This is a genomic window from Paenibacillus sp. YSY-4.3, assembly GCF_054767475.1.
The window spans coordinates 191,763-207,094 of sequence record NZ_BAABMC010000008.1 but is presented as its reverse complement, the minus strand read 5'-3'; the positions used below and the strand labels follow the sequence as shown (position 1 = coordinate 207,094).

Below are 15,332 nucleotides of genomic sequence, written 5' to 3'. Positions count from 1 at the left end.
ATTACTATAAATCCATTTAGATAAGTTGAACTATAAAATGGGTGCTTAAATGATTTTTGATTGGGAGACATACATTCCCGTTCTCCATGTGGCGTGTTATGGATGAGATGATTGAAGCGGTCCCTGACGAGCAGTTGTCTGCCCATTATACGGGTGGAGGGCCGCAGAACCTGCCGAATCAAAATGAAGCTCCATCCTTTACAGCTGCTCGCAAAAAGATCTACTCTTGCTGCGGCATAGCGGCATTAGCCAAGAATCTATTGAGCGTAGCAAGCGTACGGCTTGCTACTTTCCTTCAAAAAGGGGCGTAAAAAAGCCAGACGGAAAAACATAGCGTTTTTCCGTCTGGCTTTCATTTAAGGGACTTACTGGACAGCGGACAACCCCTTCTTATTACTATGTTTTAGGGCTTGGTGGATATCCCATTTAAAATGAGCTGTATCGTGTCTCGAATTTCTTTCTCTTCATCCCAAGGCTGGTCAGGAAAGATGAGAAAGCGGGTAATGAACAGTCCGATCATGGCCGAGGCGCTGAATCGCAGTAGGGAAGGTGTCGGAATTTCGATGATCTGCCCCTTGCTTTTAAAATGCTCAACGATTTCGGCGAATCTGTGAAAGACTTTGCTGCCGATATGCTTTTTGAACTCTTCCTGCAGCATAGGTTGAAACGGAATTTCCTGCAGTAAAATTTTAATGATCTTAAGGTGCTTACGGGCAAAATTTAGGCGATTGACTGCAACCGCGTAAAGAAATTCCTCGATCGTCGGGTAGTCCGACTCCAGCACTTCTTTGAAATCATTCCACACAAAGGGAGCGATCAGCCTGCTCATCATCGGAGATACGATAGAGAGGAGCAGGTCTTTCTTCGTTTTATAGTGGCGAAAGATCGTTCCTTCTGCGACACCCGCTTTTTGAGCGATTTCGCTGGTCGAAGAAGCCGCATATCCTTTCTCTGCAAAGATCTCGACGGCCGCCTGAATGATTTTAATTTGTTTATCCGTCAGTTTGGCTTCATCTATTTTGATGATTTCCTGAATCCATTGTTCTACTTGGTTTTCTTGTGACATCCGGTATATCCTCCTGAAAAAGCACTGAATCATTATTGTATCTTCATATCACCTAAATTTTATCATAACCGTGTTCAGAATGTTATATTTTGCGGTGCTTACGCAGTGCTGCAATGTTCAGTGTCATGAACAATAGAGAGAACCCGATCAATACAATAACGTCTCCGGCGATGGCGTTCCAGCCCTTGCCCCGAATCATGACGTCGCTTAGGGCATGCGTACCATAAGTTAGCGGCATAACGATGCCGAGCTTCTGGAGCCAGACAGGAAGAGTATCAAGTGGAAACAGGCCGGACAGAAAGAGCTGCGGAACGATAATTAACGGAATAAACTGAATCATCTGCAGTTCATTATTGGCGTAGGCTGACAGCAGGGTGCCAAGTGTTAATGCGGTCATCGACAGCAGCAGGGTCAGCAGAAGCACGTAAGCAAACGAACCGGTCATAAGAATGCCAAGAACTTTGATGCAGAACCAGGAAATTAATAACGCCTGTATAATCGTGAATATGCCAAATCCTCCTATATATCCAAGGACGAGTTCCCAGCGGCGCAGAGGCGTCGATAGCAAGCGCTCCAGCGTGCCTGTAGTGCGTTCCCGGAGAAAGGAGACACCCGAGATGAGGAAGACAAAGAAGAAGATGAAAAATCCAATCAGAATCGGTCCGAATTGATCGATGGCCGTCATGTCCTCCGAGCCATGCAGATACGTAATGTTCATTTTGCTAGCAGGTGTCGCGGTATGAAGTGGTTCGCCTGATTTTTGCAGCAGCATCATGACCGCTTTATTGACGGAAGGATCACTCCCCTCCAGCTTCACCTGAAGGCCAGCATTATCAACTGACACAACGGCATCGATGCTCCGGTCATCTAAAGCCTGCTCCGCCGCTTCTCTGCTCTCATAACGGGTGATATGAGCCTGATGCTCTTTCATCTGATCTATAAGCTGGTTTGGGGCGCTTACAACCCCGATATTCGGTTCGTAATCCGATCCGTTAAAGACGAGGTTCATTAAAGTCAGCACGAAAAGGGGAGCGAGGAAGAGAAGAGCAAGCGTTCTTTTGTCGCGCCGGAATTGTCTTAGAATCCGTAGGATAATGGCCCATACTCTCATGACTTGACACCTCCGTAATGGATAAAGGCTTCCTCGGTAGAAGATTTGCCCGACTTCTGTATCAGTGCAGCCGGCGTATCAACGGCAATCAGACGCCCTTCCCGGATCATGCCGAGGCGGTCGCATTTGTCTGCTTCATCCATCACATGCGTCGTCAGAATAATCGTCGTCCCCTTGGCGTTCAAAGCCTTCAACTCTGCCCAGATCGCTTGCCGCAGCAGCGGGTCGATTCCCACTGTGGGTTCATCCAAAATAAGCAGAGGAGGCTCATGCAGCAGGGCAATGGCGAGGGAGAGGCGGCGCTTCATGCCCCCAGAGTATTGCATTACCTTCTTGTGGAGATGATCCTGTAGCGAGACGATTTCCATGACCGCGGAAATCCGCTGTTTACGCCGAGTACCCTTTAATCCGTACAGGGCGGCATAGAAATCAAGGTTCTCCAGAGCGCTAAGCTCGGTATACAAAGCATCGGATTGAGCCATGTAGCCGATTCTTGATAAAATGTCGAGGCTCGGCATAGTCGTACCGAATGCTTCAATCTGTCCAGACGATGCCTCATCAATCCCCGTCAGCAGCTTGACCAGCGTAGTCTTTCCCGACCCTGACGGACCAAGCAAACCGAAGGTTTCCGAGGGATATACATCAAGCGAAATATGCTCCAGGACGCTTTTCTTGCCAAACTGTTTCGAGGTATCGGTTACTCGGATTACAGGGCTATTGTGGGCCATGTTAATTCTCCTTTTCGCAATTAATGAGTGAGTACTCACTTCGTAGTATAAATCGAAAAATTACCAAAGTAAACGGTCAGCTGCAGAAATTTTAAAAGGAGAGTCGGGTAGAATAATGCTGAAAAGTGTCATTTTCGCCGAATTATACTATTGCATTTTATTGCTTCACCGTGATAAGTTAAGTATTGGATTCTTAGGGATGTGTAATCTAAGTAATTACGGTTATGGTGCATAAATATAAGTTGTTTTATGTAATAGACCTATTCGAGTCGTCACATTATGCGAAGGAATGTATAAAAAGCCAGAATGGGATCATTGCTGGCTGAATTTTTCTGATACTACTTTACAATAAAGTGAAGATTTTCAGAACAGTTTATTGTATGATAGTAGGAAGGCTTTAGAAAGACGGAATAGGGATGAAATGGGGGAGAAACATGACTGAATTAACAGTGACCGCAGGTAAAAGCAACTCAAATAACCTGCTTCGGCGCGACATCCGTTTTTTGGGCAATATTCTAGGAGAGGTCCTGGTCCATCAGGGCGGTAACGAGCTCTTGGATATTGTCGAGAAGATCCGTGAAGCCAGTAAGTCGCTGCGGGCTGTATTTTTACCGGAATTGCATGATGAGTTTAAAGATATGATTAATTCTCTTGCACCCGACATTCGTCACCAAGTAATCCGTGCGTTCGCGATTTATTTTCAATTGGTCAACATTGCGGAGCAGAATCATCGAATTCGCCGGAGAAGAGATTTGGAACGCTCCGCGGGCGAATCGGTTCAATCAGGTTCGATCGAAGCTTCTGTAAAGGATCTGAAAGAACGCGGTTTCAATTATGCGGAAGCTCAGGAAATTCTGGAAGGAATGTCTTTGGAACTAGTGATGACGGCTCACCCGACGGAAGCGATGCGCCGGGCTATTCTGGACATTCACAAGCGGATTGCCGACGATGTTATGCAGCTGGATAATCCAACGCTAACGTTCCGTGAGCGGGAACAGCTTCGCGAGAAGCTGCTTAACGAAGTGATTACGCTGTGGCAAACCGATGAATTGCGGGACCGCAAACCAACGGTTATCGATGAAGTGCGCAACGGCATGTACTATTTCCATGAAACGCTATTCCAGGTGCTGCCTGAAGTGTATTTGGAATTAGAGCGGTGCTTGAGCAAATACTACCCGGAGCATTTGTGGCATGTGCCGACATATTTGCGTTTTGGCTCTTGGATTGGCGGCGACCGGGACGGCAACCCATCTGTAACGGCCGATGTGACATGGCAGACGCTAAAAATGCAGCGCAAGCTCGTTGTGCGTGAATACCAGCGTTGTCTCGCTGATCTATTCAAGCATCTTAGCTTCAGCACGACGATCGTCGATGTCACGGATGAACTGGAGGCGTCGATCCAAAGAGACCGACTTCAGGTTACGTTGCACAAGACACCGCAATGGTTGAACGAGAAGGAGCCTTATCGGGTCAAGCTAACTTACATGACGGAGAAGCTGCATAACCTGCTGGATGATTCCAAGAAGGGAAGTCCGGAGCGATATTCGGACGTCAAAGAGCTTATCCATGATCTTAAGATCATTGACCGCAGCTTGCGTCACCATTATGCGGACTACGTCGCGGATACACATATTCAGAAGATCATCCGCCAGGTTGAACTTTTCGGGTTCCATACGGCAACCCTGGATATCCGCCAGCACAGTCAGGAACATGAGAATGCAATGACGGAAATATTGGCGAACATGAATATCGTCAGCAATTACGCCGAACTGGAGGAAGAAGAGAAGATCAAGCTGCTTGAACGGCTTTTGAACGATCCTCGCCCTCTAACTTCGCCGTATCAAGAATACAGCGAGAGCACTACGGAGTGCTTGAATGTGTACCGCACAGTATTCCGGGCCCAGCAGGAATTCGGAACCCAGTGCATTACGAGCTACTTGATCAGTATGACGGAAGCCGCGAGCGACATTCTCGAGGTTATGGTCTTCTCCAAAGAGGTGGGCTTATTCCGTAAAGAAGCGGATGGCACAGTGATCTGTACGCTGCAATCGGTGCCGCTCTTCGAGACGATCGACGATCTTCATAATGCCCCTGGCATTATGCGTAAGCTGTTCAACATGCCGATTTATCGCCAGTCGGTTGCAGCGATGAATGACCTGCAGGAAATCATGCTCGGTTATTCCGACAGCAATAAAGACGGCGGCGTGGTGACGGCGAACTGGGAGCTTCGCGTGGCTCTGAAGCAAATTACCGCTGCAGCAAGTGAATCCGGCGTGAAGCTGAAGTTCTTCCATGGACGCGGAGGGGCGCTGGGACGCGGAGGAATGCCGCTGAACCGCAGCATTCTGGTACAACCTGCGGAGACAATCGGCGGAGGCATCAAGATTACGGAGCAGGGCGAAGTCATATCCTCCCGTTACTCCTTGAAGGGCATCGCTTACCGCAGCCTGGAGCAAGCCACTTCGGCGTTGATTTCGGCAGCTATCAATGCGAAGCTTCATCGCGACAATGACGAGAATGAACAAAAATGGGAAGAGATTAGTGCGGGTATTTCTGAGACTTCATTGAAAAAGTATCAGGACTTGGTATTCCGTGAGCCGGATTTCCTGAAGTACTTCAAGGAATCTACACCTCTTCTGGAAGTCGGCGAACTGAATATCGGATCCAGACCATCGAAACGCAAAAATAGCGATCGTTTTGAGGATCTACGTGCTATTCCATGGGTGTTCGCCTGGACACAGAGCCGGTATCTGTTCCCAGCCTGGTATGCAGCTGGAACGGGATTGAACCAGTTCTATCAGGATAACGAAGAGAACTTGAAAGTACTGCAAGAGATGTATGAGAATTTCTCCTTCTTCCGTTCGGTCATTGACACACTTCAATTCGCGATCGTCAAAGCTGATCTGGTCATCGCCAAAGAGTACGCTGCGATGTGCGGTGATGATGAAGTCAGGGATCGTATCTTCAAGCAGATCGAAGAGGAATTCCATTTGACGAAGGATATGATTCTGAAGATTACGGGGCAAACGGATATACTGGATCATAATCCGGGACTCCAGGAATCCATTCGTCAGCGTAATCCTTACATCGATCCGCTAAGTTACATGCAGGTACAGCTGCTAAGCGAGCTCCGCGCGATTCGCGAGAAGGATCAGGACGATCCGAATCTGCTGCGCGAAGTACTGCTTACGATTAACGGAATTGCCGCTGGACTTAGAAATACGGGTTGATGATAATATAACGATGTAAACCAACAAGCCGGAGACCTTTGACGAGGTGCCGGCTTGTTTGCAAGTTTACAGATATTTCAAAGATTCGACGAGCCGGATGCTTGACTTGGCGGCATGTCTTGCTTTTTGGAGAGACATGAATTAACATTTGGAATGTAGTGCCGACGGCGAGGGTCCTATGTTATTCACGGGATGCCGATGGCCGGACAGGCAGGGTGAAAAAAATTGAAGCCCGTCCATGGATCTGGGGGAAATTCAATGGTAGATCATTTTGATGTGAGATTAGTGAAGCTAGCCCGTCAAGGGGACCAGGAATCTTTTGCCGACCTTGTCGATTTATATAAGGATAAGATATTTCATCTGGCCTACCGCATGCTGTCGAACCGCCATGAGGCGGAGGATATCGTGCAGGAGACTTTTTTGCGTGTATATAAAAATTGGGAACGTTACGACGAGAAACAGAAGTTTTCAACATGGGTGTACCGGATTGCGACCAATTTATGCATAGACAGGCTCCGGAAGCGCAAGCCGAATTATTACCTTGATGCGGAGATGAACGATCAGGAAGGGCTGGACGGATATACGCTCATTCCAGGTGATGAACGAACGCCCGAAAGCGAGTACTTGCTGACGGAGACTCAGCAGACGATTCATTATGCAATCGAAGGTTTGCCGGCGAAATATAAATCGGTCATTATTTTAAGGTATTTGCAAGAGCTATCGCTTAGCGAAATTAGCGATGTGCTGGATATGCCGGTAACTACGGTCAAAACGCGGCTTCACCGCGGTCGTGAATTTTTGCGTAAAAAATTGCAGCATAAAGTTTTTTAGCGATTTTCCGATATGTAGGGAATATTTAGTTTTTTGAAACGTATTGCTAAGCGCAACGTATTGTATGTTAGGACGACTATTTGCACCGTAAGTTGCTCCGGTTTTGCATAGATTTTACTGAAAGGACTGGCTGATATGGATTGCAAACAAGCCACCTCATTGATGCATGAGTATTTAGATGACGAGTTGTTTGGGGAAGAGGCCTTGTCACTCCAAAGGCATCTTCAGGAGTGTCCATCCTGCCAGATGCAATTTAAGGAATTAGAGCAGACGGAATTGATGCTGTTTGCGACAATCAAGCGCTCTTCATTATCCGCTTCCGACGAGCTGGTGGACCGGATTATGAAATCCATTCCCAGCCAACAGAAACAACGGGCTTGGCTCCAATGGGTTAAGAGACACCCTGCATTGACGGCAGCGGCGATGTTTCTGCTAGTGATGCTGTTCAGCACCATTTCCCTGTGGAATACCGACGATCAGCTTATTGTGAAAGGGAAAGATCTGGACCATGTCGTGATCAACGGAAGGACTGTAACGGTGCCCAGCGGCTCCAAAGTAGCCGGCAACCTGACGGTAGAGAACGGTACGGCGGAAATCTATGGCGAGGTGGAAGGCAACCTCACGGTCATTGACGGATCGTACTACCAGGCTTCAACCGCCAAGATTTTGGGAGAGGTCAGAAGTATCGATCAGGCGCTGGATTGGATCTGGTACAGGATCACGAATACTTTTACGGAAGTCGCCTATAGGTAATGAAATATTCAGGCAAATTATTGGCGCCTCCCTACTCGGGAACAAGGCGCCTTTTTATTTTTTGTACCTACAGGAAATTTTTACATGCATAGGCGAAAGGTGCTATTTCTCAGTAGCACTTGCATCTGGATTGTGAACGTTATAACCTAGAGTTTAAGGGGAATATATAGAGACAAGCCGATTCACCGATTTGATGCATCTACATAATGTTTCTTTGTCAGCGCTCAAAGTTGACGGAGAGATAACCGGGGGTTGCACCATGAACTATTTTGCAAATTTAACATGGCAGGATACCATTAAAGATATTATCGATATTCTTATCGTTACTTATATCATTTATCACCTTATTCTGTTGGTGCGGGGCACGCGCGCCGTCCAATTGCTTAAGGGAATTCTTTTCCTTGTCGTCATTTGGGCCGTGAGCACCTGGTTCGATTTATATACTTTGAAATGGCTCATGAATCAGATGTTTACGTTCGGGGTGCTTGCGATATTCATCATATTTCAGCCGGAGCTTAGACGGGCGCTGGAGCAATTAGGCCGCGGCAAATTATTCGGTAGAAGCACAGCGGATGAAGAGGAATTCGGGAAAGAAGTCAGCGAGGTTATTAAGGCCATTAATTATTTATCTCGTAGAAAAATCGGCGCGCTTATCGTGTTTGAGCGGGATACCGGCTTGAATGAGTATACGGAATCGGGCATTCCGATTCAATCGGTGATCACCTCCCAACTGCTGATCAATATTTTCATTCCGAATACCCCGCTTCATGATGGGGCCGTAATCGTACAGGGCCGCAAGATTGCGGCTGCGGCTTGTTACTTGCCATTGTCGGAGAATCCATTCATCAGCAAGGAGCTTGGGACACGGCACCGGGCAGCGATCGGGATCAGTGAGGTCGGAGATGCGATCTCGATTATCGTCTCGGAGGAGACGGGACAAATTTCCCTGGCGATCGATGGCCAAGTCGTTCGCGATATTAATGAAGAGTCGCTGATTTCCAAGCTGTATGAGGAATTGGGACCTAATTCGAAGCCAGCCGAGAAGCGTGCGCCTTTCTGGAAGAGGAAGGAGGGCGGAAGCAATGGATAAATGGCTAAGCCATAACAATGTAGCTAAGGTGATCGCTCTTATCGTCAGCATCATTCTTTGGGCCATGGTGCATTTGGACAGCGGGACTCCCGTAGCGCCAACGCCCGTCGTCAATACGAAGGTTATACCTAACGTCAAAATCCAAATCGTCAATTTTGATAGCGATAATTATGTGCTTTCCGGGCTTGAGACCGACAAAGTTAGGCTGGAGGTACGGGGGAAACGTACGGATATTACGACCAATTTTTCCGATTATAAGGTCAAGCTTGATTTGAGCGACGTGGGACCGGGTACGTCGTCCCAGCCGCTGATTCACGAGCTTCCGCCGGGCGTTCAACTGGTCTCCATGAGTCCATCCATCGTCAAAGTAACGATTGAGGCGAAGCAAACGAAGGACATCGCCGTGAATATTGTCACGAAAGGGCAACCTGCCCACGGAATGCAGCTCGGGACTCCGATCGTAGCTGGCTCGGGCTTAGTTCGGGTGACCCTGTCTGAGAGTGAGCTAGCGGAGCTCGAACGTGTCCAGGGGATCATGGATATTAGCGGTATCACTGAGCCGATCAAAGGAAAAACTGTGAAGCTGGTCGCATATGATAAGCATGGGCAGGAAATGAGGAATGCTGTAATTGTGCCTTCATCTGTGGACGTCGACATCCCGATCACGAAGCTGTACAAGAGCGTTCCGCTTGAGGTGCGGGAAGTCGGGCAGCTGCCGGATGGACTGGTTGTAGCGAGCGTGGAAAGCGACGTGAAGGGCGTTGCCATATATGGGTCTAAAGAAGTGCTAGAAAGCATTTCCTCATACTCAGTTGCGGTGGATTTAAGCCAATTCAAAGGAACTAATCAAACTAGGTATACGGTGGACTTGACTCCGCCCCAAGGTTCTGAGAAAATCGAGCCTAGCTCCGTTACGGTTACCGTCAAAGTGGAACCGCCGGACCAAAAAGAGATCAGCAGCATTCCGATTTCCCTCAAGCAGGATAATCCGCATTTGGCAGCAAACATTCTCGATCCGGCAGAGAAGAAGATGTCTCTAACGGTAGTAGGCGCCAAGGAGGTTATCGATAAGCTGCAGCCGGAGGATATCAAGATTACTGCGGATTTATCTGGCCTTGGACCGGGGATGCACACGGTTCCCGTCGTCGTTGCGCTGCCGCTGCATTTGGGACTAGTCGAAAGCGATCGCTCCAGGCAAATCAGCGTGGAGCTTGTAGAGAAGGCTGAGCCGACGGTCACGGAGCCGGAAGAGCAGCAGGATTCGAATTCAGCCAATAATGCGGATGCCGCCACCCCTGCTTCGGAGAACGCGGGGGGAAGCGAGTCGAATGTTGGCGGGTAACAGAAGCAGTAAGTCTGCCGTAAAATAGCGATAGCGGCATCAATCAAATCTCATATAACGTATAAGGAGTGAAATCATGGGAAAGTATTTTGGAACGGATGGAGTACGTGGAGTTGCAAATAAGGAACTGACTGCGGAATTGGCATACAAAATTGGTCGTTGCGGAGGGTATGTTCTGGCAGGCCAAGCTCCGAAACCCAAAGTAGTGATCGGGATGGATACCCGGATTTCCGGCGTCATGCTGGAATCGGCGCTTGTAGCGGGACTGTTGTCCATTGGAGCAGACGTTGTTCGCCTGGGAGTCGTCTCGACACCGGCAGTTGCCTTTCTAACTCAGAAGCTCGGGGCGGATGCGGGCGTCATGATTTCTGCTTCGCATAACCCGGTTGAGGATAATGGCATTAAATTTTTTGGTAATGATGGATTCAAGCTGTCGGATGAAACGGAATTGCAAATTGAAGAGCTGATGGACAAAGAGGTAGATGAGCTTCCGCGTCCAATCGGTACAGATTTGGGCAGCGTAACGATAGATAATGATTCTAAATTGAAATATTTGGAGTTTTTGAAAACAACGATTACTTCTTCGTTCAAAGGACTCAAGGTTGTACTGGATTGCGCGAACGGGGCGGCCTACGAGCTTGCGCCGCGCTTGTTCAGAGAATTGGGTGCAGAGGTGCATACGATAGGAGCGGAGCCTAACGGACTCAACATCAATGAGCAGTGCGGATCTACGCATCCTGAGGATCTGAAAAGAGAAGTTGTGCGCCTGGGCGCCGATCTCGGTCTTGCCTTCGATGGAGATGCCGACCGGCTGATCGCGATCGACGGGAATGGCGAAGAGGTGGACGGCGACTATATTCTGTGCATCTGCGGTGATGCGATGAACCGCGCTGGCAAATTGAAGGACAGCACGGTCGTGACTACCGTGATGAGTAACTTCGGCTTCTATAAAGCAGTGAAGAAGCTGGGACTGAATACGGCGCAGACCGCGGTCGGCGACCGCTATGTTATGGCGGAAATGCGCCGTGGCGGGTATAAGCTGGGCGGGGAGCAATCCGGGCACGTAATTTTCCTCGATTACAGCACTACAGGGGATGGCATCCTGACGGCGATCCAACTGGTTGATACTCTGATCGCTTCCGGCAAATCTCTTAGCGAGCTCAGACAGGTCATGAAGCAGTATCCTCAAGTTCTAGTGAACGTTCGGGTACAGGATAAGAGCAAATATGAAGGCAATGAAGCAATCGGCAAAGCCGTTGCAGCGGTCGAGAGCCATCTGGCGGACAATGGACGAGTGTTGGTCCGTCCTTCGGGAACGGAATCGCTGATTCGCGTAATGGCTGAAGGTCCAGACAAAGCGGAGCTGGAGCATCTCGTATCGCAAATCGTGTCGGTTGTCGAGACTGAACTGGTATAACTCGGTTTGTTTAAAAGGGACTATTTACGTAATTTATGACATAAGCCGCTGGGACGGGAGACACCTGTTTCAGCGGCTTTTTATGTGGGTATAGAGCGGTGCAGGCAAGGACCAGGCCACATACGGAAAGGGTGCAGGAAGCCCAGGACGAGATGATTATTGCCAAATGGTTTTGAGTTGCATATAATTAAGCATATTCAAAAAAAGAAAGCGAGGGTCGTGAGGTTACCTAGCAGTTTAAGCGCCAGAGCTTCATTCGCGCGAAGCTATGATCTCGTAATATAGGGTTATCTAAGCCAAAGGGTTAGCAAGTCCACCAGCAGCTAGTGGAATGCACCCGTGGATAGAAGGCATGGGTAGCTCCTTACGAGACTTGCTCGGCAATCGAAGCTGACGAGGTGGAGGTGTTCGAAATATTCGGCGGGGACCTTCCGGTAATTCATCCATACCGTGACCGAGGAAGTCAAAAGGAATGGGCGACTGTTCTGACAAACTTCTCGGAAGGATGCTGGAGAGTAATAATACAAGTTCATGAATGTGCGAGAGAAAGATGCGGGAGAACCGCAGTGTGCGGAGAGAAGTGGACATTCATGAAAATGCCTGGATAATTTCAGACTTTTCTAATTGTTTTCATATATTTAATTTTTGACAATTGAATATGCTGTCTCTGTATACTGCGGTGCAATTCTTCTGTTTCCTTTCATTTCGAGCACATTAATTTTGAGATGATGAAACGGAGGATATATAAATATGTGTGGGATTGTTGGATATATTGGGAAGAGAGACACGCAAACCGTATTGATCGAGGGACTGAAGAAGCTGGAGTACCGTGGGTACGATTCTGCAGGCATCGCCGTATTTACGCCGGAGGGTCTGCAAATCGCCAAGTCGATCGGCCGTTTGGCTAACCTGGAGTCGAAGTTGGAGGATACGCCGCTCGTAGGTACGGCCGGCATCGGACATACCCGCTGGGCTACCCATGGCAAGCCGTCGGATGTGAATTCGCATCCGCATACCGATCACAGCCAGAAGTTCTCCGTTGTGCATAACGGGATCGTGGAGAACTATTTGGAGCTGAAGGAAGAGCTGATCAGCCAAGGGTACGTGTTTGTTTCCGAGACAGATACGGAGGTCATCTCCCACTTGGTTGCTCGTGAGTACGAAGGAGACATCGTTAAGGCGGTTCAGAAGGCCATTACGTATATGCGCGGTGCTTTTGCGCTCGGTGTGCTGACGGAATATGAACCGAACAAGCTTGTCGCTGTACGTCAAGCGAGCCCGCTGATTATCGGGCTGGGTGAAGGTGAGAACTTCATCGGCTCAGACATTCCTGCCATTTTGAATTACACGCGCAAAATATATATTTTGAATGACGGTGAGATGGCGGTTCTGACAGAGGATGCTGTCGAATTGATGACCATCGAGGGGAACTTTATTTCTCGGGAAATGATTTCTGTCGATTGGGATGCGGTGACCGCAGAAAAAGGCGGCTTCGATCATTTCATGCTGAAGGAAATCCACGAGCAGCCTAAGGCCTATCGTGACACGATGAGAGGCCGGATTAGCGAAAACGGGCGTAAGGTCGTCTTTCCTGATTTGAAGTTGACAGAAGAGAAGATACGCAGCCTGAACAGCATTCACATCGTAGCTTGCGGTACGGCATACAATGCCGGACTTGTTGGCGGTGCGGCAATTGAGCAGCTCGTTCGCATTCCGGTGATGAACGACGTGGCATCGGAATACCGCTATCGCTCACCACTGATTACGCCCGACACGCTTGTGATCGTCGTCAGCCAATCCGGCGAAACGGCGGATACGCTGGCTGCCCTGCGCGAAGCCCATGCGAACGGTGCACATGTGCTAGCAGTTACGAACGTAGTCGGCAGCTCGATCGCTCGTGATGCGGACGACGTGATTGCTACGCTGGCTGGACCGGAGATTGCTGTCGCTTCGACAAAAGCTTATACCTCGCAGTTGATCGCGTTCTACTTGCTTGGCTTGTATATGGCCCAGGTACGCGGCACGCAGAGCGAGGAAGAAGTCGCTCATATTATCGCGGCAATGCAGTCCTTGCCTGAACAGGTAGAGAGCATGCTGGATGAGGCAGATGCAGTGAAAGCTTATGCCGAGCAAATTGCTGATCATGAGCATCTGTTCTTTATCGGACGCGGTCTGGATTACTCCGTCGTACAGGAAGGGTCGCTGAAGCTGAAGGAGATTTCCTATATCCATTCCGAAGCTTATGCAGCCGGCGAGCTGAAGCACGGCACGCTTGCTTTGATTGAGGATGGCATTCCGGTCATTGCCTTGGTCACGCAAGACAATGTGCTTGAAAAGACCGTCAGCAACATTAAGGAAGTTAAAGCGCGCGGTGCGGATGTCATGGCTATCACGCATGAGGAGCATGTTGCGGACTTGCTGAAGTCCGTCGATCAAGCGCTCTCCATTCCGAAGACGCTGCCGATGCTTACACCGGCGCTGTCGGTTGTCCCTCTGCAGTTGCTTGCATACTATGCGGCCCTGGCCCGCGGCAACGACGTTGATAAGCCGCGCAATCTGGCGAAGAGCGTGACGGTGGAGTAGGGGGAGTTAGGGACAGTAGAATTTGTTCCAGTGTTAAAAAATGTGGACTAACATGTAAGATGATGATGCATTTAGAGGGAAGCTTGGAGGTATGATTCCAAGCTTCCCTCTTTTTATTAACCAGATTAGCGGTAGTAAACTAATGTGCGAAATGGATTAAGAGAGGTTTAGTAACTTTAAAGATTATGATAAGAAAGAAAGTATAGAAAAATTGAAAATAGAATCAAGGATACGGAAACAACAATTCAAATTAGAATATGTCAAATGCTTAAGCTGTCAAAAAGATGCTAACTAGTCAAGAAGAAAAGGAAGAAAATTAATAAAATACATATATCCCAAAAATAGGTATACAAAAATGTAATCATTTGTTAATATATGTACATGCTACCTTTTTTAAAGGCTCTTTATGTCATATTTGCTTTGAGGATTTCTGCCAAATTTCGTATGGGATAGGAATGAGATTGAGGCTTGAATTTGTGTAAAGGTGACAAAGCTGAAGTTTGGAGAGGGTTAAGATGTTTAGAAAAGACGATCAGATTTATGAAGCTCAAGAAAATGGAGAGTTTGTTCTGCTCAATCTCCGAACAGGGCAATTTTATGGATTAAATCATATTGGGAGCGAATTTTGGAAGCTCTTATTTACTACGGAAATGAATGATATTTATCAATATATTGAAAAGACATATAAAGCTGATCCAGTCATTGTCCGTCGCGACCTCGAAGCCCTATTAAGTGATCTCATCCGGAACGGGTTGGTACATAGATCATGAGAAACTCTTTCCAATTTGTACAAGTCGTATTTGCTCTTATTCGCTTTCAAATCGAACTTCGAATATACGGTTTTCAAAAGATTTTCCCTAAATATGTTGAACGATATCCGATATCCAAGCATTCAGAAAATGAACGAAATCATATCGATCGAATGAATCATTTACTACGTACAATCGATATGGCATGCGCACTGGTTCCATTTAAAGCAGAATGTTTACATCGATCATTTCTCGGTTTTCGATTTGTTAGGACAAAATGCTCTATACCTGTAGATTTAGTGATCGGAGTAAAAAAATTTCCATTCTCCTCACACGCATGGCTTGTTCTTAACGATAAAAACATTAATGAACAAGAGGATTATACAAAACAATTTATTATCATCCTAAGTTCGAAAGGATTGAAATAATATA

At 47.9% G+C, this 15,332-nt stretch carries 13 protein-coding genes; 10 read left to right on the top strand and 3 right to left on the bottom strand.

Annotated features, from left to right (window positions below; all coding sequences use genetic code 11):
• The first annotated feature begins 98 nt into the window (after window positions 1-98).
• Window positions 99-311 (top strand): hypothetical protein, encoded by a 213-nt coding sequence (locus tag ACYUJT_RS21680; protein WP_460326200.1) that lies wholly within the window; start codon window positions 99-101, stop codon window positions 309-311.
• A gap of 92 nt (window positions 312-403) precedes the next feature.
• On the opposite strand, the gene ACYUJT_RS21675 is transcribed toward ACYUJT_RS21680, so the two are convergent.
• The 3 genes from ACYUJT_RS21675 to ACYUJT_RS21665 form a co-directional block, all read right to left on the bottom strand.
• On the bottom strand, window positions 404-1,066 hold the full coding sequence (locus tag ACYUJT_RS21675; RefSeq protein WP_460326198.1) for a TetR/AcrR family transcriptional regulator: 663 nt from the start codon (window positions 1,064-1,066) through the stop codon (window positions 404-406).
• Between the two features lie 82 nt (window positions 1,067-1,148).
• Window positions 1,149-2,177, bottom strand: coding sequence for an ABC transporter permease (locus ACYUJT_RS21670; protein WP_460326196.1), 1,029 nt, complete (start codon window positions 2,175-2,177; stop codon window positions 1,149-1,151).
• Window positions 2,174-2,905: an ABC transporter ATP-binding protein gene (locus tag ACYUJT_RS21665; protein WP_460326192.1), complete on the bottom strand. Its 732-nt coding sequence runs from the start codon at window positions 2,903-2,905 to the stop codon at window positions 2,174-2,176. Before ACYUJT_RS21665 ends, ACYUJT_RS21670 begins: the two co-directional genes overlap by 4 nt.
• A 434-nt stretch (window positions 2,906-3,339) precedes the next feature.
• Here ACYUJT_RS21665 and ppc point away from each other — a divergent pair, with 434 nt between their 5' ends.
• The 9 genes from ppc to ACYUJT_RS21620 all read left to right on the top strand — a co-directional run bounded on the left by ppc (window position 3,340) and on the right by ACYUJT_RS21620 (window position 15,328).
• Complete coding sequence (ppc, locus tag ACYUJT_RS21660) at window positions 3,340-6,135, top strand: phosphoenolpyruvate carboxylase (protein WP_460326190.1); 2,796 nt, start codon at window positions 3,340-3,342, stop codon at window positions 6,133-6,135.
• Between the two features lie 258 nt (window positions 6,136-6,393).
• Window positions 6,394-6,966: an RNA polymerase sigma factor SigW gene (sigW, locus tag ACYUJT_RS21655; RefSeq protein ID WP_460326188.1), complete on the top strand. Its 573-nt coding sequence runs from the start codon at window positions 6,394-6,396 to the stop codon at window positions 6,964-6,966.
• Window positions 6,967-7,101: 135 nt separating this feature from the next.
• A complete protein-coding gene (locus ACYUJT_RS21650; protein ID WP_460326186.1) occupies window positions 7,102-7,719 on the top strand; it encodes a zf-HC2 domain-containing protein in 618 nt (205 codons plus the stop codon).
• Window positions 7,720-7,978: 259 nt separating this feature from the next.
• Window positions 7,979-8,809, top strand: coding sequence for a diadenylate cyclase CdaA (cdaA, locus tag ACYUJT_RS21645; RefSeq protein WP_460326184.1), 831 nt, complete (start codon window positions 7,979-7,981; stop codon window positions 8,807-8,809).
• Window positions 8,802-10,151 carry a CdaR family protein gene (locus ACYUJT_RS21640; RefSeq protein ID WP_460326182.1) on the top strand — a complete coding sequence of 450 codons (1,350 nt, stop codon included), beginning with the start codon at window positions 8,802-8,804 and terminating at the stop codon, window positions 10,149-10,151. Before cdaA ends, ACYUJT_RS21640 begins: the two co-directional genes overlap by 8 nt.
• Window positions 10,152-10,227: 76 nt before the next feature.
• The gene (gene glmM / locus ACYUJT_RS21635) at window positions 10,228-11,568 is read left to right on the top strand and encodes a phosphoglucosamine mutase (protein WP_460326180.1); all 1,341 of its coding nucleotides are present in this window, start codon (window positions 10,228-10,230) and stop codon (window positions 11,566-11,568) included.
• A gap of 750 nt (window positions 11,569-12,318) precedes the next feature.
• The gene (glmS, locus tag ACYUJT_RS21630) at window positions 12,319-14,151 is read left to right on the top strand and encodes a glutamine--fructose-6-phosphate transaminase (isomerizing) (RefSeq protein ID WP_460326178.1); all 1,833 of its coding nucleotides are present in this window, start codon (window positions 12,319-12,321) and stop codon (window positions 14,149-14,151) included.
• A 515-nt stretch (window positions 14,152-14,666) separates the two neighbouring features.
• Window positions 14,667-14,921: a PqqD family protein gene (locus ACYUJT_RS21625; RefSeq protein ID WP_460326176.1), complete on the top strand. Its 255-nt coding sequence runs from the start codon at window positions 14,667-14,669 to the stop codon at window positions 14,919-14,921.
• The gene (locus tag ACYUJT_RS21620) at window positions 14,918-15,328 is read left to right on the top strand and encodes a lasso peptide biosynthesis B2 protein (RefSeq protein ID WP_460326174.1); all 411 of its coding nucleotides are present in this window, start codon (window positions 14,918-14,920) and stop codon (window positions 15,326-15,328) included. The genes ACYUJT_RS21625 and ACYUJT_RS21620 overlap by 4 nt, the downstream gene beginning before the upstream one ends.
• Window positions 15,329-15,332 lie beyond the last annotated feature (4 nt).

Bases quoted from the DNA above. Each gene is read 5' to 3' on its own strand.
- ACYUJT_RS21680 (WP_460326200.1), top strand. From the start codon at position 99: ATGGATGAGATGATTGAAGCGGTCCCTGACGAGCAGTTGTCTGCCCAT.
- ACYUJT_RS21675 (WP_460326198.1), bottom strand. From the start codon at position 1,066: ATGTCACAAGAAAACCAAGTAGAACAATGGATTCAGGAAATCATCAAA.
- ACYUJT_RS21670 (WP_460326196.1), bottom strand. From the start codon at position 2,177: ATGAGAGTATGGGCCATTATCCTACGGATTCTAAGACAATTCCGGCGC.
- ACYUJT_RS21665 (WP_460326192.1), bottom strand. From the start codon at position 2,905: ATGGCCCACAATAGCCCTGTAATCCGAGTAACCGATACCTCGAAACAG.
- ppc (WP_460326190.1), top strand. From the start codon at position 3,340: ATGACTGAATTAACAGTGACCGCAGGTAAAAGCAACTCAAATAACCTG.
- sigW (WP_460326188.1), top strand. From the start codon at position 6,394: ATGGTAGATCATTTTGATGTGAGATTAGTGAAGCTAGCCCGTCAAGGG.
- ACYUJT_RS21650 (WP_460326186.1), top strand. From the start codon at position 7,102: ATGGATTGCAAACAAGCCACCTCATTGATGCATGAGTATTTAGATGAC.
- cdaA (WP_460326184.1), top strand. From the start codon at position 7,979: ATGAACTATTTTGCAAATTTAACATGGCAGGATACCATTAAAGATATT.
- ACYUJT_RS21640 (WP_460326182.1), top strand. From the start codon at position 8,802: ATGGATAAATGGCTAAGCCATAACAATGTAGCTAAGGTGATCGCTCTT.
- glmM (WP_460326180.1), top strand. From the start codon at position 10,228: ATGGGAAAGTATTTTGGAACGGATGGAGTACGTGGAGTTGCAAATAAG.
- glmS (WP_460326178.1), top strand. From the start codon at position 12,319: ATGTGTGGGATTGTTGGATATATTGGGAAGAGAGACACGCAAACCGTA.
- ACYUJT_RS21625 (WP_460326176.1), top strand. From the start codon at position 14,667: ATGTTTAGAAAAGACGATCAGATTTATGAAGCTCAAGAAAATGGAGAG.
- ACYUJT_RS21620 (WP_460326174.1), top strand. From the start codon at position 14,918: ATGAGAAACTCTTTCCAATTTGTACAAGTCGTATTTGCTCTTATTCGC.